We start from the raw sequence: 25,711 nt of genomic DNA on the forward strand, positions 1-25,711 counted from the left end.
CTAACGCTACTCCCCGAGTCACAACAACCAGTTTCGGTTTGCAGTCAATGGTCACGAACCGGTAACGTTGGCGACTGGTCCAGAGGACCTGGCCCCAGAGGGGCCCCGGATGCCCGAATGCTGGGCCCGGAGCGTCGAGTGGCGATACAGCCGCTACGACCCCCTGCCAAGGGGGGGCCGAAAAGAGCTTCCCCCACGCGGTCATCACCTCGTTGTGGTTACATACGTGTGCGCCTGTCTATGCCCCGGAGGGTCTTTTGTTCAATAGAAAACTAGCCATTGCAATGACCATTGGTGCCGTGTCCCTGACCGGATGCGGCGCTGCAACGACCCACCAGGCATCAGCGCCCGGTTCCGCGGCCCCGGCTGTCTCCGCCGCGGCTGCGACGGCCCCGACGGCCGGAGTCTCAGCTGCTGCCAAGGCGCCGGCGTCCGCCGCCGCGAACAAGGCAAAAACCGCCCACGCCGCGGCAACCGCTAAGCGCGCGGCAGAGAAGGTCCCCGCCGCAGCAGCCCCCGCGCCCGTGGCCAAGACTGCTGCGCGCCAGGTAGCGCCCGTTGCTGCTGCCCCCGCTACGGCAGTGGCGGCGAAGGCCGCGGAGGCAGCCGCCCCTGTCAAGGCAGCTCCACCCGCGCCGTCAAAGCCGGCACCTGCGGCTCCCGCACCCGTCGCACCGGCCAAGCCGGCGCCGGCAGCCCCCGCACCCGTCGCCACCGCGGGCAACGGCACCCAAGCTGCCACCACCCACGGGTGGGGTCCGGTTGTTACCGGCGATGAGTTCTCCTACGCCGGCGCTCCGGACCGCACGAAGTGGGGTGTCTACAACGGTTCAGGCCACGCGGGCAAGGGCGTCCGCAGCCCCCAGGCCTGGTCGGTCGGCAACGGTGTGGCCACCGTGAGCGGCAACTCCGCCGGAACCACGGGCGGCATGTCAGCCAAGTTCGCTCAGCAGAAGTACGGCCGTTGGGAAACGCGCATGAAGACCAACGTCCGGGACTCTGAATACCATCCGGTCCTTATCCTTTGGCCCAATAACAACGCTTCCCCGAACTGCGCCGAGATCGATTACGCCGAGAGCACCTCGGACACCGCTCTGATGAAGTTCTTCCTGCACTATGCCTGCGGCGGCGGCGCCCAGACCACGATGGCGAAGCCGGTGGATAGCACGCAGTGGCATAACTACGCGGTGGAGTGGACCCCCGCCGGCATCACCGGGTACATCGACGGCGTGAAGACGTTCACCGACACGAACCCGGCGCACCAGCCCTCCGTCGGCATGCACCAGACACTTCAGCTCGACTGGTTCCCTGACGGCTCCGCCACGTCACCGTCGCAGATGCAGGTCGACTGGGTGCGCGTCTACAAGTAGGCCAGCACCGACAAAATCAGCCAGGCAGGATGCCGGCGCCCGCGAGGGTGCCGGCATCCTTTCTTTGTGGCCGGCTGCGAGCCGCCCCTGCCGTGGCAGGGTCTAGGCCAGCACCTTGTCGAGCTTGGTAAACGAGGTACCCCAGCCCTCGCGCGTCATGTCCACCCATTCGGTACTGTCGAACGGGCCCTGCGTAAGGTGCAGCCGGGTCCGGCCTCCTCCGAGGTCCTCGAACTCAAGTCGCATTTCGACTTGGCGGGTGGTGCCGGTGTCGGGCTCTGCCCTCTGCGTGGCCACCAGCAGCGACGGCGGGTCGTAGGCGGAGATCACGGCGTCGATGGGCCCCTCCTTGGCGACGCCGTCCTCGTCCCAGGCCATGACCAGCTGCCAGGCTCCGCCGACACGGGGTTCGACGACGATCCGCTCCCGGGGCGAGTCCACTCCCTCCGGGCCGAACCATGCGGCGAGCTGGTCCGGATCAGTGAAGGCTTTGAAGACCAGTTCGCGGGGAGCATCAAACTCCCTGGTCATGGTGAGGGTGTGGGACTCAGTGGTGTTCTCTTGGGTGTTCATTGCCTGACTCCTGATTCTTCGGATCTTGTTGGATCTTTCGCAAATGCGCATCGAGACGGCTGAAGCTGTCGTCCCAAAAGCGCCTGTACCTGTCCATGTATTCGGCGGCCTCGCGCAGCGGTGCGGCCTCGAGCTTCGAGGAGCGCCATTGCGCATTCCGGCTCCGGGTGATCAGACCGGCGGTTTCGAGCACCTTAAGGTGGCGGGAGATCGCCGGAAGGCTGATGTCGAAGGGCTCGGCCAGCTGATTGACGGTGGCTTCGCCCTCCGCCAGCCGGGCCAGGATCGCCCTGCGAGTGGAGTCGGCGAGCGCCGAGAAGATGAGGCTGAGCCGGTCGGATGACATCAGAGGGCGCCTTTTATACTTAACGCTTTTGCTAATTAACTAATACGTTAAATATGTGCTCCGTGGGTCCCGCTGTCAAGGGTTCCGCAGGACGCCTTGCCTACTGAACCTGCTCGATGGCCTGCCCGCCACCTCGTTTGTACACACGGTAGGCAGTAATGACGATTACGAGCCAAGCCCCACCCAGCGCCCAACCCGCCAGGACATCAGTGAGCCAGTGGTGGCCGAGGTAGACCCGCTGAGGCCCATGGTCACGGCGAACAGGACCGCAACGGAGGCGGCGAGCACACGGCTCCGCGTCCTATCCACGCGCAGCGTGATCAAGTAGGCGATCATGCCAGCGATGACAACCCAGTTCAACGCATGCCCGCTGGGAAACGAGGCGGAGAAATCATAGGGCGGTACAGCCTCGAGCAGAGGTGGGCGGATGCGGACCACGAGCCGCTTGCCGACGATCGTCATCAGCAGCGAACCGGCCGATGCAGTGACTATGTGGGTTGCCGGGATCCAGGACTTCCACCTGATGGCCAGTATCCCTGCGGCAGTCACGACAAGAACTGGCATCCCAACCGTGTCACCGAAGAAGGCGTAGGCAGTGACCAGGACATCCAGCGCGGGAGTCCACCGACCCGGACACCCAGACGAAGAAGCAAATCAGGCCCAAAGCGGTCGCCGAGCCAGGCAGCAGCGTCCGGGGCACTGCCACAATGACAGCCCCGGCTTGGAAAAAGTTGGGGCAGCCCTCAAGAAAAGGTTGCCGGAGGCCACTAACATGGGGGGGTCAGCGCACTGACGCCGAAGCGGTTGTTGCCTGCCCGGGATTAATCCGTAGCTGCGGCCGGACGGGACGCGCCAGCCGAACCGTCGCCTCTTGCCCCCGAGCGCTTCGGGGAGCACCATGACAAATGACGACAGGGACGGCCCCTAAGACATCGTCCCCGTGACCAGCGAGGGAGGATCCATGATCCGGGACAACAGCGCGGCCCACGAGCCGAAATCATGACCATCAAAGGAGCTCTTGCCGCCGGGGCTCTGGCGGGAGCCGCAGGCACTACCGCCCTGAACACCGTCGCGTACCTGGACATGGTCTGGCGGGCCCGCGCCGCCAGCAGCACTCCCGAAGCCACCGTGAAGAAGCTTGCGGACGTCACTGGCATTCCGATCCCGGGCACCGAGGACGAACGCACGAACCGCATAGCCGGATTGGGGCCATTGATGGGCCTCATGGCGGGAATCAGCGTCGGTGCCGTTCTCGGGCTGGTCCGCGGGGCCGGATACCGGCCCGGTCCTCTCGGTACTTGTCTGGCCGCCACGGCCGGGGCGCTCGTCGTCGGCAATGGCCCCATGACCGCGCTCGGAGTGACCGACCCCCGCACGTGGTCCCGTACGGACTGGCTAAGCGATATCTTCCCGCATCTGGCCTACGGGATCACCGCGGCGGCCGCGCTGCGGGCACTGGACCCGGAGCCATCAGCAGGTTAGACGCCCGGCGCTGGATGTCCCGCCCTGCGTCCCCGGCCGGCTCCGGCCACCGACACTGCAGGCTGCACCCGAATGGGCGCAGCCTGCAGTTCATAAGTGGATAAGGAGCCGGTTTACTCAGTGGTCCAGGAATTCGGGGACGCGCTTGCCTGCTCGCAGGAGGGGCGCGAAGAAAGCGGCGAGTTCCGCCGTCGCCGTCAAGGGCAGGACGTTCGCTACGTACTGGTCCGGGCGCACCACCACGACGACCCCGCCGCGGTCGATGCCGCGCAGTTCGAAGATGTCCGCCGCCGGATCGGTGGCGTAGACCTTCTCGAGATAGGTGAGCTGGAACGGACCGACCTCCGGCTTGAACACCGCCGGGACGGTGCCGATGTCGATGTTCGTGTGGTCCTGCTGGTAGATCACCTTCACGTCGAACCATGCGTCACGGTCGGCTCCCGACGGCGTTGCGGACAGCGGCGAGTCGGGTGAGTTCGCGATCCACTCGGCAAAGTCGGCCACGGGCGACGGGGCGCCGGCCGCGGCCGGGTCGGCAAAGACGTAGATGCGCCACCGGCCGTCGGCAGTGGCTTGGTGCCCGAGCTGCAGCGGGTTTGTGTCGCAGACACGCACGACGGGCGCGGACTTGAAGCGCTTCCCGATGGTGAAGCCGGTGGCCAGGTCTTGGTGTGCGGACTCGGCGATGAGCATTGAGGGGGAATACTGGGTCATGAACCCTGCCGGGAATTCGGCGGTGCTGACGTAGAAGTCCTCGAGCTCGGAGGGGTTGTCGAATTCCTCCGGCTTCTTCGCCATGAGTGTGGACCACTCCTTGTCGAAGTCGATAAGGTTCTTCGCGACGACCTGGCGCTCGGCCGAGTACGTGGACAGCAGGCTCTCCGGACTGCGGCCCTCGATGACGTGGCCGAGCTTCCACCCCAGGTTGAAGCCATCCTGCATGGAGACGTTCATTCCCTGGCCGGCCTTGGCGCTGTGCGTGTGGCAGGCATCACCGGTAATGAACACCCGCGGCGTGCGGGTGCCGCGCTGGTCCGGGAGGACGTCGTCGAACCTGTCGGTAAGGCGGTGACCCACCTCATAGACGCTGTGCCACGCCACATTGCGGACGTCGACGGTGTAGGGATGGACGATCGCGTTGGCCTTGGCGATGATCTGCTCGATGGTGGTCTTGCGGACGGCCCCACGGTCGTCCGCAGCCACCTCGCCGAGGTCGACGTACATGCGGAAGAGATGGCCACCCTCGCGCGGGATCAGCAGGATGCTGCCGCCGTCATGGGACTGGATGGCGCACTTGAGGCGGATATCGGGGAAGTCCGTGGTGGCGAGCACGTCCATAACCCCCCAGGCGTGGTTGGCCTGGTCTCCTGCCATGGTGCAGCCGATCGACTCCCGCACCTTGCTCCGCGCACCATCCGCGCCCACAACGTACTTGGCCCGGACCACACGCTCCTTGCCCTCGTCGGGGCCGGACGTGTGAGCAAGCGTCACTGTGACCGGGTACTCCCCCTCGCCGACTTCCAGCCCGCGGAACTCGTAGCCGTAGTCCGGCGACATGCGCGTTGGGGCTTTCGCCATGACATCGGCGAAGTAGTCCAGCACACGGGCCTGGTTGACGATGAGATGCGGGAATTCGCTGATCCCGGCCGGGTCGTCGAGCGTGCGGGCGGCCCGGACGATGTTTGAGGGGTTCTGGGGGTCCGGCTTCCAGAACGCCATTTCGGTGATCCGGTAGGCCTCGGCGATGATCCGCTCCGCAAAGCCGAAGGCCTGGAAGGTTTCGACGCTCCGGGCCTGGATGCCGTCGGCCTGACCGATCTCGAGCCTCCCGCCGCGGCGCTCCACGATGCGGGTGGTGATGCCGGGGAACTGGGACAGCTGCGCGGCCGTGAGCATGCCTGCTGGCCCGGTGCCCACGATCAGCACGTCGACCTCGTCGGGAAGCTCCGTGGGCCGGTTGATGCCGACACCGGCGGCCGGCTGGAATCGCGGGTCACCGGATACGTAACCGTGATGGTGGAAATGCACGGGGATTCCTCACTTCGTTGTGTGGCTGTTTAGGGCAGTCAATTGTGTTCGATATCAGAACTAATCGTTCTATAATAGAAATCTTTGGATGATTCAAAACTGTACGCAGATATGACCTGCGTTACAAGTGCCCTTGAAAACGCCCGAGAAATCAGGGGTTGACGTTCGGTGGCTCCTAGGCAATAGTGATTGTATACGATTTCGTACTCGATGAGGAGTAACTCTTGGAACAGGTCACCGACCACATCCTGGCCGCGGCCCGCAAGGTCATCGCGGTGCACATCAACTACCCCAGCCGGGCAGCCCAGCGCGGCCGCACTCCGGAACAGCCGTCTTACTTCCTGAAGCCATCCTCCTCCCTGGCCCTCAGCGGCTCAACGGTGGAACGCCCTGCCGGCTGCGAACTCCTCGGCTACGAAGGCGAGATCGCCCTGATTATCGGCAAGCCTGCCCGTCGTATAGGAGTGGAGGACGCCTGGAGCCACGTCGAATGGGTCACGGCGAGCAACGACCTCGGCGTCTACGACCTCCGTTATGCGGATAAGGGCTCCAACGTCCGGTCCAAGGGCGGCGACGGCTTCACTCCCGTCGGCCCCGGACTCATCGCCGCGGACGCCGTCGACCCGGCCGGCTTGCGCATCCGTACCTGGCACAACGGCGAGCTGGTCCAGGACGACACCACCGAAGACCTGTTGTTTCCTTTCGCCCGGCTCGTCGCTGATCTTTCGCAGCTGCTCACGCTCGAAGAGGGCGACATCATCCTTACCGGCACGCCGGCCGGCGCCTCCGTTGCCAAGCCAGGCGACGTCGTCGAGGTTGAAGTCAGTACGACGACGGCGGGAACCGGCGGCGCCGGCCTCGCCACCGGCCGTCTGGTCACCCGGGTGGAGGAAGGTACGACGCCGTTCGCCGATTTTGGTGCACGGCCCAAGACGGATGATCTCCAGCGGGAGGAAGCCTACGGCTCCCGGGAAGCCGCCGGTCTGGCAACCGGGGCGGCGACGGTGTCGGTACTGACGCCGGAGCTGAAGGCCAAGCTAGAGAGCGTCTGCACCGCCACGCTGTCCTCCCAGCTGCGCAAGCGGGGCCTGAACAACGTCAGCATCGACGGCCTCAGCTCCACCCGGCCGGAAAGGCGGATCGTGGGCCTCGCCCGGACCCTGCGCTACGTGCCCAACCGCGAGGACCTCTTCAAGACCCACGGCGGCGGCTTCAACGCGCAGAAGAAGGCGATCGATTCGGTCAACGAGGGCGAGATCCTCGTCATGGAAGCCCGCGGCGAGAAGGGCACCGGCACCATCGGCGACATCCTAGCCCTCCGCGCCCAGGTCCGCGGTGCCGCAGCCATCATCACCGACGGCGGGGTCCGTGACTTCTCCGCGGTGGCCGCCATGAACATGCCCACCTACTATTCCAACCCGCACCCGGCCGTCCTGGGCCGCCGGCACATTCCCTGGGACACGGACATCACCATCGCCTGCGGCGGCACCACCGTGCAGCCCGGAGACATCATCGTGGCTGACTCTGATGGCATCCTGGTCATCCCGCCGGCCCTGGCCGTAGAGCTCGCGGACGATTCGATCGCCCAGGAACGCGAGGAAGTCTTCATCGCCGAAATGGTGCAGCAGGGCCACAGCGTGGACGGCCTCTACCCGCTCAACGCCGAATGGCGGGCACGCTACGAGGAATGGGAAGCGGGCACCAAATGACTGAAACAGCCACTGCAGGCATGCGCACAGGCAGCAAATCAGAACAGGCCTACGCGGCCGTCAAGGCCCGGATCGTGGACGGGACCTACTCCCCCGGCTACCGGCTGGTTCTCGCCAAGATCGCCGAGGACCTCGGGGTCAGCGTGGTTCCGGTCCGCGAAGCCATCCGCCGGCTCGAAGCCGAAGGGCTGGTCAAGTTCGAACGGAACGTCGGCGCCACCGTGTCCGGGATCGACCCCACCGAGTACCTCTACACGATGCAGACCCTGAGCATCGTCGAGGGCGCCGCCACCGCACTGTCCGCCCCGCTGATCGGGGAGGCTGACATTGCCCGTGCCCGGGCAGTGAACGCCGAGATGCGCGAATGCCTGGAACACTTCGACCCCGTCCGGTTCACCCGGCTGAACCAGGACTTCCACAGCGTCCTGTTCGAGCACTGCCCCAACCCGCACATCCTGGACCTTGTCCACCGGGGCTGGAACCGGCTCGCGTCCCTGCGGTCCTCCACGTTCCGCTTCGTCCCCGGCCGCGCTCATGACTCAGTGGCCGAACACGAAGCCCTGCTCCGGCTCGTCGAAACCGGCGCCAGTGCCGACGACATAGAAAAGGCGGCCCGCCTGCACCGCAGCGCCACACTGGACGCCTACCTGGCCCAAACCCCGGCAGCAGTGCAGGCCGCTGCAGCCGACCACCCGACCCCGCAGACCTCCCAGCAGTAAGGAAAGTAACAATGACGTTCACTGCCGCAGAAACCACGGCCCACTACGTTCCGCAGGATCTTCCCACCCACATCCAGCACTACATCAACGGCGAATTTGTCGATTCCGTGGGCGGCAAAACCTTCGACGTCCTGGACCCGGTCTCCAACACCAACTACGCCACCGCCGCCGCGGGCCAGAAAGAGGACATCGAGCTCGCTGTTGCCGCCGCCCGCGAAGCCTTCACCAACGGCCCGTGGCCTAAGATGAAGCCCCGCGAGCGCGCGCGCGTCCTGAACCGGATCGCGGACGCCGTCGAGGCCCAGGAGGAACGGCTCGCAGAACTGGAGACCTTCGACACCGGCCTGCCCATCACCCAGGCGAAGGGCCAGGCCCTCCGTGCAGCCGAGAACTTCCGCTTCTTCGCGGACCTGATCGTGGCCCAGTTCGACGACGCCATGAAGGTCCCCGGCTCGCAGATCAACTACGTGAACCGCAAGCCGATCGGCGTCGCCGGCCTCATCACGCCGTGGAACACGCCGTTCATGCTGGAGTCCTGGAAGCTCGCCCCTGCACTGGCGACCGGCAACACCGTGGTCCTCAAGCCGGCCGAGTTCACCCCGCTCTCGGCCTCGCTCTGGGCACAGATCTTCAAGGACGCGGGCCTGCCGGACGGCGTCTTCAACCTGGTCAACGGCCTCGGTGAGGAGGCAGGCGACGCGCTGGTCAAGCACCCGGACGTCCCGCTGATCTCCTTCACCGGCGAGACCACCACGGGGCAGACGATCTTCCGCAACGCCGCGGCCAACCTCAAGGGCCTGTCCATGGAACTTGGCGGCAAGTCCCCGTGCGTCGTGTTCGCCGACGCCGACCTCGACGCCGCGATCGACTCCGCGCTGTTCGGCGTGTTCTCCCTCAACGGGGAGCGCTGCACCGCCGGCTCCCGCATCCTCGTCGAACGAGCCATCTACGACGAGTTCTGCGAAAAGTACGCGGCCCGCGCAAAGAAAATCGTGGTCGGCGATCCGCACGATCCCAAGACCCAGGTCGGTGCCCTGGTCCATCCCGAGCACTACGACAAAGTGGCCTCCTACGTGGAGATCGGCAAGTCAGAAGGCCGGCTCCTGGCCGGCGGCGGACGCCCGGAGCACCTGCCCGAGGGCAACTACATCGCCCCCACCGTGTTCGCCGACGTCGCCCCGGACGCCCGGATCTTCCAGGAGGAGATCTTCGGCCCCGTCGTCGCCATCACGCCGTTCGAGAACGACGACGAAGCGCTGGCTTTGGCGAACAACACCCGTTACGGCCTGGCGGCCTACATCTGGACCCAGAACCTCACCCGGGCCCACAACTTCTCCCAGAACGTGGAAGCCGGGATGGTGTGGCTGAACAGCCACAACGTCCGCGACCTGCGCACCCCGTTCGGCGGCGTCAAGGCCTCCGGGCTGGGCCACGAGGGCGGCTACCGCTCCATCGACTTCTACACCGACCAGCAGGCCGTGCACATCACGCTCGGCACCGTTCACACCCCGAAATTCGGCGCCTAAGTCTTTCGTCGGCGCCCAACCAGACCCCTTTCAAAGAAGAGAGAATCCCATGAACCACCAAATTTCACAGGACAACATCATCCCCAAACCTTCCGTACCGGCGCCTGACATCGTCCGCTGCGCCTACATGGAAATCGTGGTCACCGACCTCGCCAAGTCCCGCGAGTTCTACGTGGACGTCCTCGGCCTGCACGTCACCGAGGAAGACGAGAGCACCATCTACCTGCGCTCCCTCGAGGAGTTCATCCACCACAACCTGGTCCTGCGCAAGGGGCCGATCGCCGCCGTCGCCGCCTTTGCCTACCGGGTGAAGTCCCCCGCCGAGGTGGACGCCGCCGAGGCCTACTACAAGGAACTGGGCTGCCGCACCGAACGCCGCAAGGATGGCTTCACCAAGGGCATCGGCGACTCCGTCCGCGTGGAGGACCCGCTGGGCTTCCCCTATGAGTTCTTTTACGAGACCGAGCACGTGGAGCGCCTCACCCAGCGCTACGACCTCTACTCCGCCGGGGAACTGGTCCGGCTGGACCACTTCAACCAGGTCACCCCCGACGTTCCGCGCGGCCGCAAATACCTCGAGGATCTTGGCTTCCGCGTCTCCGAGGACATCCAGGACTCAGACGGCGTCACCTATGCCGTGTGGATGCACCGCAAGCAGACCGTGCACGACACCGCACTGACGGGCGGCAACGGCCCGCGCATGCACCACGTCGCATTCGCCACGCATGAGAAGCACAACATCATCCAGATCTGCGACAAGATGGGCGCCCTGCGCATCAGCGACCGGATCGAGCGCGGCCCCGGCCGGCACGGCGTCTCCAACGCGTTCTACCTCTACATCCTGGACCCGGACGGCCACCGCATCGAGATCTACACCCAGGACTACTACACCGGCGACCCCGACAACCCCGTGGTGACCTGGGACGTCCACGACAACCAGCGCCGCGACTGGTGGGGCAACCCCGTCGTCCCGTCCTGGTACACCGAGGCGTCCCTGGTCCTTGACCTGGACGGCAATCCTCAGCCCGTCATCGAGCGCACCGACGCCTCGGAGATGGCCGTCACCGTGGGCGCCGACGGTTTCTCCTACACGCGCAAAGACGGAGCCGACGCCGAGGGGTTCAAACTCGGGGCGCAGGTCTAGCCAGACAGCGCTGCCGGCCCCGCGCCATGGCGTGCGGGGCCGGCAGCCGTCCTACGGACTGACCTGCCCACCATTGAGGAGCGCATGAATGCTTGACCCGAAAACAATCGAGGCGATCGCCGACGAACTCGTGGAGGCCGGCCGCAGCCGGACGCCGGTGCCGCGCCTGACCGCCCGCTACCCGGACATGACGGTGGAGGATTCCTACGCCGTGCAGCAGCTGTGGCGGCGGCGGAACGAGGAAGCCGGCCGGAAGCTCGTGGGCCGCAAGATCGGCCTCACGTCCAAGGCGATGCAGGCGGCCACGGGCATCACCGAACCCGACTACGGCGCGATTTTCGACGACATGGTCCTCGAAACCGGCTGCTCCGTTCAGTGGGACAGGTACACACACCCGCGGGTCGAGGTGGAGCTCGCGTTCGTGCTCAAGCAGGACCTCTCCGGCCCCGGCTGCACCATCTTCGACGTCCTCAACGCCACCGACTACGTGGTCCCGGCGCTCGAAATCCTGGACTCCCGGATCGAGATGGAGGGCCGGACCATCGTGGACACCATCGCGGACAACGCGGCCATGGGCGCCATGGTGGTGGGCGGCAATCCCGTCCGCCCGGACGCCGTCGACCTCCGCTGGATATCCGCGATCCTCTACAAGAACCAGACGGTGGAAGAGACCGGCGTGGCCGCCGGCGTCCTGGACCATCCCGCCGCGGGCGTGCACTGGCTCGCCAACAAGATTGCCGCCCACGGCGACGGCATGAAGGCCGGGGACATCATCCTCGCCGGCTCTTTCACCCGACCGCTGTGGGTCTTCAAGGGTGACACCGTCCACGCCGATTACGGACCCCTCGGGAGCATCACGTGCCGATTCGAGTAGAACCCGATGCAACATTCCGAGACGCCTTGGCAGCCGCGGACAGGCCGCTCGCCGGCATGTGGGTCTGTTCCGGCAGCCCGCTCGTGGCCGAGATCTGCGCCGGGGCAGGCCTGGACTGGCTCCTGATCGACGCCGAACACAGCCCCAACGGCCTGGAATCAATCCTGGCCCAGCTCCAGGCAGTGCACGGCTACCCCGTCCAGACCCTGGTCCGTCCCCCGGTCAACGACACCGTGGTGATCAAGCAGTATCTGGACCTCGGCGCCCAGAACCTGCTGGTCCCCATGGTGAACTCAGGGGCCGAGGCCGAAGCTGCCGTCGCCGCCACCCGTTACCCGCCGCACGGCGTCCGCGGGGTCGGCTCCGCGCTGGCCCGCGCCGCCCGGTGGAACCGCATTCCGGACTACCTGGCCCGCGCCTCCGAAACGGTGAGCGTGACCGTGCAGATCGAATCCGAATCCGCCGTTGCCGCGGTGGAGGACATCCTGGCGGTGGACGGTGTGGACGCCATCTTCCTGGGACCGTCAGACCTCGCCGCCTCGATGGGCCTGCTGGGACAGCAGGAACACCCAAAGGTGCGCGCCGCCGTCGAACACTGCATCGCCGCCGCCAACACGGCGGGCAAACCCGCCGGCGTGAACGCCTTCAGCCCGGACACCGCCCGCAGCTACCTGGCGGCTGGCGCCGCGTTTGTTCTGGTGGGCGCCGACGTGGCAATCCTGGCCCGCGGCTCCGAAGCACTAGCCGCCGAGTACATCACGCGGGACGCGGTAACTGAGCCTGCTGAAACCCCGACCAGCTACTGACTCGAACCGCTGGTTGAACCTGTCGAAACCGCTTCCCCTGGTAGAACCTGCCGAAACCGCTTCCCCTGGTAGAACCTGCCGAAACCGCTTCCGCCGGTTGAGCCTGTCGAAACCCCGCCTAAAACTTTCTGAGGAGACTCCCGCATGACCACTTCGCCCGCACTCCCCCCTGCCATCTCACCCTCCCGTGAGACTGATCTTCTCGCCTCCGTCCCCACCGGCCTGCTGATTGGCGGGCAGTGGCGGCAGGCGTCCGACGGCGGCACGTTCGACGTGCACGACCCCGCCACCGGGGAGGTACTCGCCACCCTGGCCTCCGCCACGAGCGAGGATGCCGTCGCCGCTCTCGACGCCGCGGACAAGGCCCAGGTGTCCTGGGCCCGGACGGCGCCGCGTGAACGTGCCGAAATTCTGCGCCGTGCCTTTGACCTCGTGACCGAACGGGCCGAGGACTTCGCCCTGCTGATGACCCTGGAAATGGGCAAGCCCCTGGCAGAAGCCCGCGGCGAAGTCACCTACGGCGCCGAGTTCCTGCGCTGGTTCTCCGAGGAAACCGTCCGTGATTACGGCCGCTACCTCACCACACCGGAGGGCAAGAACAAGGTCCTGGTCCAGCACAAGCCCGTGGGCCCCTGCCTGCTCATCACCCCCTGGAACTTCCCGCTCGCCATGGCCACCCGCAAGGTCGCCCCCGCCGTCGCAGCCGGCTGCACCATGGTCCTCAAGCCGGCCAAGCTCACCCCGCTCACCGCCCAGTACTTCGCGCAGACCATGCTTGATGCCGGCCTGCCCGCCGGCGTCCTGAACGTCGTCTCCTCCTCGTCCGCCTCCGGGATATCCGGACCGCTGCTGAGGGACTCCCGGCTGCGGAAGGTCTCCTTCACCGGCTCCACCCCGGTGGGCAAGCGCCTCATGGCCGACGCCGCGCAGAATGTCCTGCGCACCTCCATGGAACTCGGCGGCAACGCCCCGTTCCTCGTGTTCGAGGACGCCGACCTGGACAAGGCCGTGGAAGGAGCCATGGCCGCCAAGATGCGGAACATGGGCGAAGCCTGCACCGCCGCCAACCGCTTCCTGGTCCAGGAATCTGTGGCAGCCGAGTTCACACAAAAATTCGCCGCTGCCATGGGAGCCCTGGTCACCGGGCGTGGCACGGAACCGGACACCAAGGTCGGCCCGCTGATCGACGCCGGCGCCCGTGACGACGTGCACGCACTAGTGAGTGCCGCCGTCGAGGCCGGCGCCACGGCGGTTACCGGCGGCGCACCGGTAACGGGCGCCGGCTACTTTTACCAGCCCACGGTGCTGGCCAACGTGCCGAATGACGCCGAGATCCTGCGCCAGGAGATCTTCGGGCCGGTGGCTCCCGTCACCACCTTCACCACCGAATTGGACGCCATCCGGCTCGCCAACGCCACCGAATACGGTCTGGCGTCCTACGTCTACAGCCGGGACTTCAACCGGCTGCTCCGTGTGGCCGAACAGATCGAGTTCGGCATGGTTGGCTTCAACGCCGGCGTCATCTCCAACGCCGCCGCTCCGTTCGGCGGCGTCAAGCACTCCGGGCTCGGGCGTGAAGGCGGCTCCGAAGGCATCGCCGAATACACCACCACGCAGTACATCGGCATCGCCGACCCGTACGCTTCCTGACTTTCTGGACTTCGTCAAAAGCCACCGCTAGCGGGACACACCGACGTGCCCGCAGGAAAGAGACACAATGAGCGCCCTGTCGCATCAACAACGCAATTCGGCACCGCAACGAAATTCGGGACGGGAAAACCGTCGCGTAGCGTTTGCCACCATCGTCGGGACCACCGTCGAGTGGTACGACTTCTTCATCTACGCGAACGCTGCCGGCCTGGTTTTCGCCAAGCTTTTCTTCGAACCCGCCGGCAACGACATAGCCCTGTTGGTTTCCTTCGCGTCAGTGGGTCTGAGCTTCCTGTTCCGGCCCTTGGGCGCATTCCTGGCCGGACACTTCGGAGACCGACTGGGTCGCCGGGCCATGCTGGTCCTCACCCTGATCCTCATGGGAGCCGCCACCACCCTGATCGGCGTGCTGCCCACCTACGAGACCGCCGGCCTGACTGCACCCGTCCTGCTGCTGCTTCTGCGCATCCTGCAAGGCATCTCTGCGGGCGGGGAATGGGGCGGTGCGGTCCTCATGGCCGTGGAACACGCGCCCAGTTCCAAGCGCGGACTGTTCGGTTCGTTCCCGCAACTCGGCGTCCCCTTGGGCATGCTGCTTGCGGCCGGCGTCCTGGCCCTGATGTCCGGCGTGGTCTCGCCCGGTGCGGCTTTCGTCGAGTGGGGCTGGCGTGTCCCGTTCCTGCTCAGCTTCGTGCTGATCATCGTGGGCTTCATTGTGCGTCGGAGCGTAGACGAGAGCCCTGTCTTTGCGGAAATCGCCACTCGGAGGCAGCAGACGCGCGTTCCGATCGTGGAGCTGTTCAAAAAGCACTGGCTGCTGGTCCTCCTTGCGGCGCTGGTCTTTGCAGGCAACAACGCCGCCGGGTATATGACCACCGGCGGCTATATCCTCAGCTACGCCACCGCCCCGAAGGGACTGGCCATGGACCGCACCCAGGTGCTCCTCGCCGTCACGGCCGCGGCCGCCCTGTGGTTCGTCTTTACGCTCATCGCCGGCTTCCTCGCCGACAGCATCGGCCGCAAGAAGACCTACCTCATCGGCTATGGCTGCCTGATGGTCACGTTCTTCCCGCTGTTTTGGCTCATCAATAGCGGCAACATCTGGGCCATGTTCCTGGGCCTGGCCTTGTTCAGCGTCGGACTCGGCCTCACCTACGGACCGCAGGCCGCCCTCTACAGTGAACTCTTTCCGGCATCCATCCGTTTCTCCGGAGTGGCCATCTCCTATGCTCTGGGCGCGATTATCGGCGGTGCCTTTGCTCCGGCGATCGCCACCGCACTGGTCCAGGCGACGGGGACCACCATGTCGGTGTCTGCGTACCTGCTCGTTGTCGCGCTGATCTCAACGGGCGCGGTGCTGATGATCCGCGAACGGAAGGGCATCGACCTGGGCATCGATAACCAGGCCGAGCAGGAAGTCGGCGCCACCGTCTTCGACCGGCGCAGCCCCGTCACGAACAACGTCTGATCCCCGGAATTGAGCCTGTCGACCCCCCCGGTCCTCGACAGGCTCAATACCGGCAGTAGGGCTACCCGGCCTGCCGCGGCAATGTCCGGGTCGGCTCCGGCAATAGACTGAAGCCATGGCCCAGACAGGACTCTCCGCAAGCAGACGGTTCCTGCGAGGAAGGATCCGCACGGGGGTGGTCCGGAGCCGCAACTCGCTGGTCCCTGCCGTCCAGATGACGGTCTGCGCCGTGGGTGCCTATGCGTTCGCCGAGTACATCCTGGGGCACACCGGTCCCCTGTTCGCGGCCACGTCGTCGCTGATTGCCCTCGGGTTTTCCCGGGATCCGCGCCTCCGCCGCGTAGTGGAGGTTGGCCTGGGCTGCACGCTGGGCATCGTCGTCGGCGACCTGCTGCTTCACTGGCTGGGCGCCGGAATCTGGCAGGCCGCCGTCGTCCTTCTTTTCTCCATCCTGTTGGCCCGCTTCCTGGACAGCGGCACCATCTTCACCACCCAGCTCGGGCTGCAGTCCCTGCTCGTAGTGCTGCTGCCGGCGCCGGCCGGCGGGCCGTTTACGCGGAGCATCGACGCCGTGGTGGGCGGTGTTTTTGCGCTGCTGGTCACCATTCTGGTGCCCAAGGACCCGCGCCGAGAGCCCCGGAAGGACGTCCAGAAGCTGCTGCACGAACTCGCGGAGGTGCTGCGTGAGTGCGCTTCGGCCCTGCTCCACAGCGATTCCACCGAGGCGTGGCATGCGCTGGTGCGCGGCCGCAACTGCCAGCCGCTGGTGGATGCGATGAGGCAGTCGCTGCGGGCGTCCGGCGAGGTGGCTACCCTGGCGCCGGCCTACCGCAGGCACCGGGACGAGCTGGACCGGCTGGAACAGTCACTGGATTTCATTGACCTCGCGCTGCGCAACAGCCGGGTCTTCGCGCGCCGGCTGACCAGCGCGATCAACCACGCGGCGCTCTCCGACGAAGCCGTCGAGAATATTGCCGAGGTCCTGCAGGAGACGGCGGCGGCCATCGATGAGCTCTCGCTGGGGCTGGCGGAGGTCCACGACGGCGTCCGCCGCACCCATCTGCGCACGGCCCGCGTCGACCTGAGCGACATCGCCGGGCGGCTGCACCCGAGGATGCTCAAAGTGCAGCGGCTGGAGGGTGAAACCGTGGTGATGCTGTTCCGGCCGCTGATGGTGGACCTGCTCGAGGCCACCGGCATCGACCCGCGCGAGGCCCGCGACATCCTGCCGCCGCTGTAGCGGTCCGCTGGCTGAGTTCGCCGCGTATCCGAGGAGGCCTGACGAGCAGCGCATGAAGTTAGATCAATGCCGAACAGAGTCCAAGGGATCGGCAGTTACAACCACGGGCTGGAAGCCCGGGCGCTGCGGTTCGTGGGTCATGCGGTCATTTTCGCATGCGGCCATTTTGCCGGCCCCACTAACGGGCTGGCGTCATCAGCTCAGCAGTTTGGGTGGAGGTGTTTTTCCTCGCTTCGGAAAGCGCTAGATTCCACGCCAAGCCAAGCGATAGACCAGTTCATTGGCAAATATTTTGTGAGACAGGTGCGGTTACGAGACATTTCGGCCGCTTCCCTCCGGTGACGAGGTCCGCCGGGAGAGCGCAGCGAGGGCTTAGGACCGGTGGTGGTCCATGAGCAGCTCGGCCATGGCCCTGGCGCGGCCAGCGGCGCGGGAGTCGCCCTCGGCCGCGGCGACGATGGCTCCCTTGATCAGGATGTGAATGGACCAGGCGAAATCGTGCGGGTCGTTAAGGCCAGCGGATTCTGCGAGTTCCGCAATCTGTTGCCGCGTCTGGTCCATGTACCGGATGCTCGCTTTCCCGAGGGGGTGGTCGGGGCCCATTTCCATCATCACGTGCAGGAAGGAGCTAACCTGGGCCGCGCCTTGGCGGAACCAGTCGTCGAAGACATCGAAGATCGTCAGCATGGCTGCCTCGTCGCTGGTCCCGCGCCGGGCGATTGCGTTCTGGATCGCGGCCGTGCGTTCCAAGTACCACTGCTCGAGGAAGGCAAGGACGACATCGTCCTTGGAGCGGAAGTGCCTGTAGAAGGTTGCCTTGGCCACGCCTGACGCACGGATCAGTTCGTCGACTCCGACATCGCGGATCCCGCGACGGGCGAACAGTTCGTAGGCGGCGGCAACGATCTTCTCCCGAGGCCTGTCCATTGCAGGGCGCCTTGACTGTTCAGCTCTGCTCTCGGGGGTCTGCACACATGGATAATACACAATCCCCTTGGGCCGAGACAGACCGTTCTGTCTAGGGCGTCCCGACTGCATCAGTTCGACGACGGGGGCTGGATTCCGATGGCCCCGTCAGCCCAGCCGTTCGGGCAGCTGACCGTTCCGACACCGATGACTGTCACCATGATCCGGGCTTTTTTGAGGCCGCAACTCGAGGGCTCAGAACTGGTCGGCCAGGGCCCGGTTCACAGCGGGGATATCCAGGGAGGCAGGGTCGAACGGTTCATTTGAACCGGTGATCTCGGTCACCCACGCGGAATATTCGGCGTGATCGGGATGGGCCGGGTCGGCCAAAGCGTCCATGATCGCCTCGTAGCCGGGTAATCCGCCGGAGTCCTCCAGCGGACCGCGGCGTTCACCGTCGGTCAGCAGGGCCGGCGGAGCATCTGCTTCGGCCGGCCGGAGACTAGTTCAAGGGAGAACAGCTGCTCCAGGGTGCAGTCCTCCTCGGGCCTGTCCTCCGGTTCTTCACACTCCCGGCCCGGGAGCCACTGCAGGGTCTCCGGTACTTGGCCATCGACCGGCCGCAGCGGCGCGAAGGGGTCATTCGGGGTGAACCGGTGCAGGTGCGCGTCCTCCCAGCCGAAGGCTGCCTGCAGGACCTGGTGCACCTGAGGCAGCGCCAGGGAGCCAGGCATCTCCAGCTGACGCCAAATGGAAGGCTCGCTGTCGACGAGCTCCACGCGAGCCTCCAGTATCGATTCGGCGCACCGGGTCGCCAGCCTCCAGTTTGTCCATGCAGCCCATTCTTTCAGGGCCCGCGGCTGCAATCGGAACGGTGGCGGACGCCGGAGCAATCCTTTGCTCTAGCGCACGAAGGGCGGGACGGAGGTGTCGTTGAATGGCTCGAACCAGTCCTGTAATTTCATGGGGGCGGGCCCAGTTGCATGTTCAACTCGATGTCGCTTTCGAAATCCTCCATGGCGTTCTGGTAGACCATCTCGCTGTCGGTGTCTTCGAACATGTGTTGTTCGAGAAAGCCCCGCCAGTCGGCTGCAAGATCGAGGTCATACAGGTCCTGAATGACCTCAACCTGATCGAAAAGGCAGCGGAGTGCCAGTTCCTGGGCGACGCAGGACGGACGAGTCCAGCCGCTGGTCAGCGCCCCCAGTCATGTCCGCGGCTATGACCAGAAACTGCCGGGCGAACCGGATGTCGTATTTGTCGGCGTGCCTGGATGGGAGTCCGGACAGGACGAAGGTGTTTGCGCGGGGCGGGAGCTGGAGCTGCAGCGCCTGCCGAGGTCTTGATCGCCTGGCCGGAGCAGATGATCGAGCCGCTGCTGGCCGAGGTGGCGGCCTAAGCCGGTTGTGCACCTGTTCCGTGGTCAAAATCCCTGTGGCAGGCAGTTCTCGAACTTCTTCGGCGGATCGGGAATTCCGTCCGGCCATCGCGTCGCACCATTGCAGTTGTTGGCCAGGATGGCCTTATCCAGGTTCCGGGCGCGGGAAAGATTGGCGCCGCCCAAATCGGAGCTTGAGAGATCGGCACCGTCGAGATCCGCGTCGGTGAAGTCGGCCCACGAAAGGTCCATAAGGGACAGGTCGGTGTTCTTGACGTTTGCGCCGGAGAAATCAGCGAAATCAAAGCACCTTTCCACTACTTCCTTGTCCTTGCAGCCGAATCTCAGGCCTTTCAAGCTCAGGCCCTCAAGGCCAACACCGTGGAAGGGCATCGCGGTGGAACGCTGGATGTAGACGCTTCTGACGAACTGTAGGTCGGCAGCCCTTTGTTGCCGGAGCGCTATGTTGTTGTCCCACGAAAGCGCAACGGCCGAAAGGACGGCTCCGCTTACCAGGCCGCCGATAATCCCTGCAAAGACATCGTGTAGCAAACTGTCTTCGGCGAGCCTTTGCCGAAAGCGACGCCACAACGAAAGGCGCTCGGGCTCAGCCATGGCCTGGCCTACTTAGGCGCTGGACTGCAGCAGGAAAACCAAGCCCTGGAGGTCTCCAGCGGCTAGTGTGATCAGTCATCATCGACCGCCTCTCACCGTATCCCCAGCGGTAGGTTTATGCTCCCACTGGCGGCCGAAGAGGTCGAGATTCGACGTCAGAAAATCCGCGAATTTCGGCCAATAGGGGCTTTATCAACCTCTAGAGGGTGACAGAATCTTCATTATCGGCTTTTGAATGGGTCTTCGCGACATGACCGAAGACTGGACGCTTCCGCTCCCTCGTCACCGCAGGCCTCATGGCGGTCCTCACCATGACCTCGGTGTTTGCAGGGTGGAACCGGGAAGTCAGGGCCTCAACCTGCCGACTAACACTGGCTAGTTACCAGACGGGTGTGATCCGGCTTGCACTACATGTCCATGACTTCCGGGCAGTTCCGCGGCGCGAAGGGCACTGCGATTCTCCACCGACGGCATCCCCTCGGTTAACCGGGTGTATCTGTGGGAGCAACACAACCGTGCCGTCGGGATTCTAGGGCTGCCAATGGTTGTTCTCGGGCAGCTCGGATAGGTTGATCAGCTCTAGAAACGCATGCGTCGCGGGGCTGGGATTGAATCTGCTCCAAGCTACATATTCGGATCGTGACGGCCCGTCGGTGATCGGGATGCTGACTAGGGCCGGATGGCGCGGCACATATCCTGCAGGTAGGAGCGCCACGGCCAGGTTGTGGCGGATGAGATCCACGGTGAGATCCGTAGCCATTGATTCGAAGGCTACTTCTCGGTGGATATTCGCAGCAGCGAAGGCCTGATCACTCTCGTCGCGTGCCGGAGTTCCGCCCGGAAAATCCGCAAATGTCTCCTGGGCCAGATCACATAGTCTTATTTCGCGAGAGTTTGCTAGACGATGTTCTTGGCTGGTCACAGCGACCAGCGGATCAGAACCCAAATGCCGCCACGACACTCCCTTTGGTTTACGGTTTTCCGGCAAACCGAGGAAGCCCACGTCAAGATCTCCCCGCGCGATAGAAGTTTCCAGTTCGTCGCTGCCGCCGGCCTGCAACATGATGTGGATTTGTGGATGAGCTTCTCTGAATTCTCGCAACGAGGCTGAAACGCTGATTGCGGTCACTGTTGGAATGACACCTACGCGCAGGCGTCCAGTGATGTGACCTGCCGCCGCCGCCGCGTCAACGGCGGCACGTTCTGCAGCATTGAGCGCGGTGCGGGCTGCTGCGAGGAAAGCCGTACCTGCTGCTGTCAGTTCAACGCGTCTGCTTGTCCGATCGAACAGCTTGACGCCCAATTCATCCTCCAAACGCTTGATCTGGTGACTCAATGCTGACTGCACCACGAAACAGCGCGCGGCCGCGCGAGTAAAGTTCCCTTCTTCTGCCACGGCCACGACATAGCGGAACTGTTGTAACTCCATCCATCCATGATCCATATCGATTGGTGTGATGACAAGTATGTGTTGGACTCATAGAGGTGGGCACCGGCAAGATGGCATTACACACGAAAAAGACCACGAGTGCACACAGCGTCCAAGCGATGCGGACGCAATAGCCCGTGGTCCTCTTAGATCGAGAAGGAGATCAGTTTTGATCAGGCACGTATTCATGTGGCAGGCGGCAGAAACGGCTGAAAACTCGGCCATCCTTGACCTTCTGACCCAGCTTTCAGACAAGCTGACCGTCATCCGTAGCTGGGAACTTGGCGGCCATGTCGGCGAACCCAACGAGAACGGTGAGCCGTGGGACGGTGTCCTGATCACGGACTTCGATTCCTGGGCTGACCTTGAGTCCTACTCGTCCGACCCGTTCCACGAAGAGATCGTACAGCAGTTGCTGCCGATGGTGCGCAGCCGTGCGGTCGTCGACTTCATCCGGGAGGGAGAGTAATCGTGACTGCGAATATTTCAGAAGCCAGGGCGGGCATCAAGGTCGCGATGAGCCCCTACGGTGCTGACGACGAGCTCGGAGCGCTGAACACTCTTGCTTTGGCCGCCCAGGCCAACGCCTTGGGCCGTGCAGACACCTCAAAGGTCTATGACCTGAGTGTGGACTACTTTGTGGGCATGCCAAGTTTCCAAGCGGCAGGCGACCCGTCGTACCAGATTTTCATGAGCCACACGCCGGATGGAACCGTCGTCGATAACCTAAACGGCGCAGGGGACCACGTTAATCAGCACGTCTGCTACTCGGGCGATGTCGTTTTCCTGTATACCCACACTGGCACCCACATCGATGCCCTGAACCATTTCGGCGTTGACGGTGCCATCTACAACGGCTTCACAGCCAAGGAACATCTTGGCAGCCGTAACTGGACCAAGGGTGGCGTGGACACGATTCCGCCAATCATCGCCCGCACCGTACTGCTGGACATCGCCAAGCTCAAGGGCGTGCAGTGCCTTGAGGACTCCTACGCCATCACGGTTGAAGACATCGAAGACGAACTGCAGCGCACCGGCTTGACTATCGGGCAGGGCGACGTCGTGTTTGTGCGTACAGGACGGATGGCTTTCTGGCCCGACGGCAGCAAAGCACTCGGCAACCCTCCCGGCCTCAGCCTGGATGCATCCCGTTGGCTCACTGCACAGGGAATCAGCGTCATCGGCGCGGACCAGGAATGCGTGGAGGTTGGTCCCAGCCACCATGAAGACAACTGGCTTCCCGGGCATTGCCACTTCCTGGCAGAGGCCGGCGTACCGATGATTGAGTTGCTGAACCTCGAAGAGCTCTCGGCAGACGACGTCAACGAGTTCTGCGTCATTGCGGCGCCAATTCGCCTCAAGGGAGCAACGGGTGCGCCAATCCGCCCCATGGCTCTGAAGCTGAACTAATTCGCCAACGCGGAAAGCAGTTCACCCGTTCAGGTCTTGCTTGACGTGAACGACAATCGAAATAACCACGGGAGCCCAACGGTGAACAGCAGACCGGACCCAGTGTCCAGTTTTGCTCAAGAGACCACGGGCTCTTAGTTCCAAGTTTCAAAGGAGAAACTCATGGATCTCAAGGGCACAAACAACACGGTCGAGGTTACAGACGCCTTGTACCGTACTGGTTCCGACGAGGACCAGATGGGCAAATGGTCACTGCTGATGGCGTTCTACGGCATCGCCAGCGCCATGTTCATGCTCTACATCGGCGCAGCCATGGCGGTCGCATACGGCACGGTCAACGCGATCATCGGCATCGTGCTAACCATTATCACTTACAGCCTGATCAATCGTGTGTTGGCGAAGCATTCGATCAACAACCGCACCACTGTCGCGCGGTTCTCCCGGACCATTCTGGGGAAGGCCGGCACGATTATCGCCAGTGTGATCTTGGCATTGACGGCCATCTACTACGCCGTGTTCGAGGGCGCAATCGTGGTGTACGCCTTCCAAGCGGCCTTTGGCGGCGAACATTGGATCTGGAGCCTCGTGGTCGTGGCTTACTCCACGCCCCTCATTCTGGGCGGAGTCCGACGTTTCCTGGACAAACTCAATGGTTGGCTGCTGCCGCTGTACCTGCTGGGATTGGTCGTCATGGTGGTATGGGCCGGGGTGAAGTTCGGGTTCACCGATGCCTGGCTGACCCAAACTCCCGGAGAGCTTCCCCTCGCGGCCGGCGGCCCTGGATGGCTTGCCACCTTCGCAGCATACTTGGGCGTGTGGGTGCTGCTGATGTACACCATGGATTACGCGGCGCTCGGCAAGCGGCAGGACACACGGTTCCACACCAAATACACCTTCACTTGGCCGTTCTGGACACTCACCTACGGCGTGAACGCCCTGGTAGGCATCTTCCTGACCTTCACGATTCCCGGCCTGCAAGTTTCGGAATCAGGCCTATCCGGCGGGCTGGTGGCTTTGATGGGGCCGATCGGCCTTGTCCTTGTCCTCGTCTTCCAAACCCGAATTAATACCGCCAACTATTTCATCGGCGCAGCCAACCTGCAGGAATTCGGGGAACGGCTGTTCCGAGTAAAGCTTCCAGCAGCGTTCTGGGTGATTGTCTCCTCGGTGATCATCTACCTGCTGATGCTGCTGCCGGTCATCCAATACCTTCTGCTCGCCTTGGCATGGCAGGGAGTACTGGTCAGCGGATGGGTTTCCATCGCCCTCACGCACATCCTCCTAAACCGGACACGGAAGGAAGAACACGGTCTGCTCGGAGACGAACACTACAAGCAGGTCCACTACCCGGGACTGATCGCCTGGGTCGCAGCGACCGTGGTTGGCATCTTCCTCACAAGCGCGTTCCCTTGGGGTGCAACGTGGGGCCCAATCGCAACAGTCGTTGTAGCCAGCGGCCTATATGCCGGGCTGAGGGGTGCTTTTAGGCAGCACAGTGCCCTGCACCTGGAGACCAAAGCCGGCACAACACGGGCCTTTACGGAGGCGGGGTAACCTGCGACTGAACAACAGCAGCGACCGCACCTGACCTCGGCCAGGACCCCGCCCAACCGGACCAAGGGCAGACGGCAACCAGGATCGCAGCGACCGTACGTAATTCACAACAATGAAATTGGAGAAGTAGCAATGAAACTCGGAGTCTTCCTTCCGAATGGTCAAAACGGATACATCATTTCGGAAAACGCACCGCAGTACGAGCCCTCCTTTGAACACTGCCTGGAGATCGCACAGGAGGTCGAAAACATTGGTCTCGACTTTGTCCTCTCGATGATCAAATATCACGGCTTTGGCGGCAAAACCGGTTACTGGGATGGTTGCCTCGACTCGGTCGTCCTGGCTACTGGCATCGCCGCCCTTACCAGCAAGATCGATGTCTTCGCAACGGTTCCGATCCTCGGTATTCCTCCAGTGATCGCGGCCCGCCAGCTTGCGACCTTCGATGAGATTGCCAAGGGACGGGGCGGCGTAAACCTTGTAACCGGCTGGAATCGTCCTGAATACGACCCCATGGGTCTGTGGCCAGGCGACGACTACTACGACAGGCGCTACGACTACGCAGCGGAGTACGTACAGATCCTTCGTGGGCTCTGGAGAGACGGGCGCACCACGTTCAAGGGTGAGTTCTTCGATATTCAGGACGCGACGTGCTTGCCGAGCTCGGGTCGTGAACTCCCCATTGTCACCGCCGGACAGTCAAGGAAGGGCCAAGATTACACCGCGCACCACGGTGACTACAACTTTGTTTTTGCAGATCGTGCGCTATTGCCACAGATCACGAAGCCGATGAACGAGGAAGCAGAGCGGGTTGGGCGTACAGTCGGCAGCTATGCTCTCTTTACGATTATCGCCGCGGAGACCGACGAAGAGGCATTGGCAAAGACTCAGCACATCATTGACGGTCGTGACCTGGAAGCGCTCAAAAACGTTGCTGGCAGTGCGTCTCTCGACCCTCAGACCGGAGGCACCAGTGCACACTTCGTCGCGGGGCTCACTGCGCCTGCTGAAGAGGGCAACCTGACCTTCATGAGCTTTCCGGTCATTCACGGCTCCTACGAGAATGTGGCTGAGCAGATCGCCACGATGGAGCGTGATACGGGTGCGGCCGGCGTGCTCATGACGTTTGTGGACTACGTGCCGGATATCAAGATTTTCGGCGAGAAGGTCCTGCCGCTCATCCGCGAAAAGCTGGCCGCGCTCCAGCCTGCCTAAGAGGCCAAAGTGCACTGCCAGGCTGACCTACGGTAGGGCTTGTATTTATCAGCGTCACGTACTTAAAGGCTCGGTATGGGAAAGTTTTCGGGCACGACCACTTCAGGCCGTGAAAAGGCATACGCGCACCTGCGTGAAAGTGTCCTCACGGATCCGCAGCTGCAAGGCCAGTTCATCAACGAGACAGACCTTGCAGCCGACCTCGGCATTTCCCGCACCCCTGTCCGGGAAGCGTTGATGCTCCTCGTCTCAGAAGGTCTCGTCGAGCT

The 25,711-nt window shown here is 63.9% G+C and carries 24 protein-coding genes and 1 pseudogene; 16 read left to right on the forward strand and 9 right to left on the reverse strand.

Annotated elements, in window-relative coordinates; translation table 11 throughout:
- Positions 1 to 284 precede the first annotated feature (284 nt).
- Positions 285 to 1,370 (forward strand): glycoside hydrolase family 16 protein, encoded by a 1,086-nt coding sequence (locus AC1D14_RS16885; protein ID WP_230117736.1) that lies wholly within the window; start codon positions 285 to 287, stop codon positions 1,368 to 1,370.
- Between the two features lie 102 nt (positions 1,371 to 1,472).
- On the opposite strand, the gene AC1D14_RS16890 is transcribed toward AC1D14_RS16885, so the two are convergent.
- From AC1D14_RS16890 to AC1D14_RS16900, 3 genes and pseudogenes are all read right to left on the reverse strand, one after another.
- Complete coding sequence (locus AC1D14_RS16890) at positions 1,473 to 1,943, reverse strand: SRPBCC family protein (protein ID WP_476881579.1); 471 nt, start codon at positions 1,941 to 1,943, stop codon at positions 1,473 to 1,475.
- Positions 1,918 to 2,289 (reverse strand): ArsR/SmtB family transcription factor, encoded by a 372-nt coding sequence (locus tag AC1D14_RS16895; protein ID WP_230117738.1) that lies wholly within the window; start codon positions 2,287 to 2,289, stop codon positions 1,918 to 1,920. The genes AC1D14_RS16890 and AC1D14_RS16895 overlap by 26 nt, the downstream gene beginning before the upstream one ends.
- 100 nt (positions 2,290 to 2,389) lie before the next feature.
- Positions 2,390 to 2,853, reverse strand: a pseudogene (locus AC1D14_RS16900) (phosphatase PAP2 family protein).
- Positions 2,854 to 3,288: 435 nt separating this feature from the next.
- Between AC1D14_RS16900 and AC1D14_RS16905 the strand changes: the two are divergent.
- Entirely contained in the window at positions 3,289 to 3,771 is a 483-nt protein-coding gene (locus tag AC1D14_RS16905) for a hypothetical protein (protein WP_230117740.1), read from the forward strand.
- Between the two features lie 117 nt (positions 3,772 to 3,888).
- On the opposite strand, the gene AC1D14_RS16910 is transcribed toward AC1D14_RS16905, so the two are convergent.
- Complete coding sequence (locus tag AC1D14_RS16910) at positions 3,889 to 5,799, reverse strand: FAD-binding monooxygenase (RefSeq protein ID WP_476968851.1); 1,911 nt, start codon at positions 5,797 to 5,799, stop codon at positions 3,889 to 3,891.
- Between the two features lie 224 nt (positions 5,800 to 6,023).
- Between AC1D14_RS16910 and AC1D14_RS16915 the strand changes: the two genes are divergently transcribed.
- The 9 genes from AC1D14_RS16915 to AC1D14_RS16955 all read left to right on the forward strand — a co-directional run bounded on the left by AC1D14_RS16915 (position 6,024) and on the right by AC1D14_RS16955 (position 16,935).
- On the forward strand, positions 6,024 to 7,508 hold the full coding sequence (locus tag AC1D14_RS16915; protein WP_476968852.1) for a fumarylacetoacetate hydrolase family protein: 1,485 nt from the start codon (positions 6,024 to 6,026) through the stop codon (positions 7,506 to 7,508).
- A complete protein-coding gene (locus AC1D14_RS16920; RefSeq protein ID WP_476968853.1) occupies positions 7,505 to 8,227 on the forward strand; it encodes a GntR family transcriptional regulator in 723 nt (240 codons plus the stop codon). The genes AC1D14_RS16915 and AC1D14_RS16920 overlap by 4 nt, the downstream gene beginning before the upstream one ends.
- A gap of 11 nt (positions 8,228 to 8,238) precedes the next feature.
- Positions 8,239 to 9,753 carry a 5-carboxymethyl-2-hydroxymuconate semialdehyde dehydrogenase gene (gene hpaE, locus AC1D14_RS16925; protein ID WP_230117744.1) on the forward strand — a complete coding sequence of 505 codons (1,515 nt, stop codon included), beginning with the start codon at positions 8,239 to 8,241 and terminating at the stop codon, positions 9,751 to 9,753.
- Between the two features lie 49 nt (positions 9,754 to 9,802).
- The gene (hpaD, locus tag AC1D14_RS16930; protein WP_476968854.1) at positions 9,803 to 10,897 is read left to right on the forward strand and encodes a 3,4-dihydroxyphenylacetate 2,3-dioxygenase; all 1,095 of its coding nucleotides are present in this window, start codon (positions 9,803 to 9,805) and stop codon (positions 10,895 to 10,897) included.
- 88 nt (positions 10,898 to 10,985) lie between these two features.
- A complete protein-coding gene (gene hpaH / locus AC1D14_RS16935) occupies positions 10,986 to 11,771 on the forward strand; it encodes a 2-oxo-hept-4-ene-1,7-dioate hydratase (RefSeq protein WP_476968855.1) in 786 nt (261 codons plus the stop codon).
- A complete protein-coding gene (locus AC1D14_RS16940; RefSeq protein WP_476968856.1) occupies positions 11,756 to 12,577 on the forward strand; it encodes an HpcH/HpaI aldolase family protein in 822 nt (273 codons plus the stop codon). The genes hpaH and AC1D14_RS16940 overlap by 16 nt, the downstream gene beginning before the upstream one ends.
- Before the next feature lie 144 nt (positions 12,578 to 12,721).
- Positions 12,722 to 14,227, forward strand: a complete 1,506-nt coding sequence (locus AC1D14_RS16945) for an NAD-dependent succinate-semialdehyde dehydrogenase (protein ID WP_476968857.1) — start codon at positions 12,722 to 12,724, stop codon at positions 14,225 to 14,227.
- Between the two features lie 67 nt (positions 14,228 to 14,294).
- Positions 14,295 to 15,695 (forward strand): MFS transporter, encoded by a 1,401-nt coding sequence (locus AC1D14_RS16950; RefSeq protein WP_476968858.1) that lies wholly within the window; start codon positions 14,295 to 14,297, stop codon positions 15,693 to 15,695.
- Positions 15,696 to 15,810: 115 nt separating this feature from the next.
- Complete coding sequence (locus AC1D14_RS16955) at positions 15,811 to 16,935, forward strand: FUSC family protein (RefSeq protein WP_476875697.1); 1,125 nt, start codon at positions 15,811 to 15,813, stop codon at positions 16,933 to 16,935.
- Between the two features lie 372 nt (positions 16,936 to 17,307).
- Here the strand turns inward: AC1D14_RS16955 and AC1D14_RS16960 are convergent, their stop codons facing one another.
- The 5 genes from AC1D14_RS16960 to AC1D14_RS16980 form a co-directional block, all read right to left on the reverse strand.
- Positions 17,308 to 17,862, reverse strand: a complete 555-nt coding sequence (locus tag AC1D14_RS16960) for a TetR/AcrR family transcriptional regulator (protein ID WP_476875699.1) — start codon at positions 17,860 to 17,862, stop codon at positions 17,308 to 17,310.
- A gap of 234 nt (positions 17,863 to 18,096) precedes the next feature.
- Positions 18,097 to 18,309, reverse strand: coding sequence for an IS1096 element passenger TnpR family protein (locus AC1D14_RS16965; RefSeq protein WP_476968863.1), 213 nt, complete (start codon positions 18,307 to 18,309; stop codon positions 18,097 to 18,099).
- Positions 18,303 to 18,620: an IS1096 element passenger TnpR family protein gene (locus tag AC1D14_RS16970; RefSeq protein ID WP_476968859.1), complete on the reverse strand. Its 318-nt coding sequence runs from the start codon at positions 18,618 to 18,620 to the stop codon at positions 18,303 to 18,305. Before AC1D14_RS16970 ends, AC1D14_RS16965 begins: the two co-directional genes overlap by 7 nt.
- A 644-nt stretch (positions 18,621 to 19,264) precedes the next feature.
- Positions 19,265 to 19,834 (reverse strand): pentapeptide repeat-containing protein, encoded by a 570-nt coding sequence (locus AC1D14_RS16975; RefSeq protein ID WP_230117753.1) that lies wholly within the window; start codon positions 19,832 to 19,834, stop codon positions 19,265 to 19,267.
- 529 nt (positions 19,835 to 20,363) lie between these two features.
- The gene (locus tag AC1D14_RS16980) at positions 20,364 to 21,263 is read right to left on the reverse strand and encodes a LysR family transcriptional regulator (RefSeq protein WP_230117754.1); all 900 of its coding nucleotides are present in this window, start codon (positions 21,261 to 21,263) and stop codon (positions 20,364 to 20,366) included.
- Between the two features lie 169 nt (positions 21,264 to 21,432).
- Between AC1D14_RS16980 and AC1D14_RS16985 the strand changes: the two genes are divergently transcribed.
- The 5 genes from AC1D14_RS16985 to AC1D14_RS17005 form a co-directional block, all read left to right on the forward strand.
- Positions 21,433 to 21,732, forward strand: coding sequence for a Dabb family protein (locus AC1D14_RS16985; RefSeq protein WP_476968860.1), 300 nt, complete (start codon positions 21,433 to 21,435; stop codon positions 21,730 to 21,732).
- 2 nt (positions 21,733 to 21,734) lie between these two features.
- Positions 21,735 to 22,673 (forward strand): cyclase family protein, encoded by a 939-nt coding sequence (locus AC1D14_RS16990; protein WP_230117756.1) that lies wholly within the window; start codon positions 21,735 to 21,737, stop codon positions 22,671 to 22,673.
- Between the two features lie 162 nt (positions 22,674 to 22,835).
- A complete protein-coding gene (locus tag AC1D14_RS16995) occupies positions 22,836 to 24,227 on the forward strand; it encodes a purine-cytosine permease family protein (RefSeq protein WP_230117757.1) in 1,392 nt (463 codons plus the stop codon).
- A 132-nt stretch (positions 24,228 to 24,359) separates the two neighbouring features.
- Positions 24,360 to 25,442 carry an LLM class flavin-dependent oxidoreductase gene (locus AC1D14_RS17000; RefSeq protein WP_476968861.1) on the forward strand — a complete coding sequence of 361 codons (1,083 nt, stop codon included), beginning with the start codon at positions 24,360 to 24,362 and terminating at the stop codon, positions 25,440 to 25,442.
- A gap of 75 nt (positions 25,443 to 25,517) precedes the next feature.
- Positions 25,518 to 25,711, forward strand: a 194-nt coding sequence (locus AC1D14_RS17005; RefSeq protein ID WP_476968862.1) for a GntR family transcriptional regulator, incomplete at its 3' end; no start/stop codon positions are given.

It is taken from the genome of Arthrobacter sp. P1_B11 (assembly GCF_056406715.1).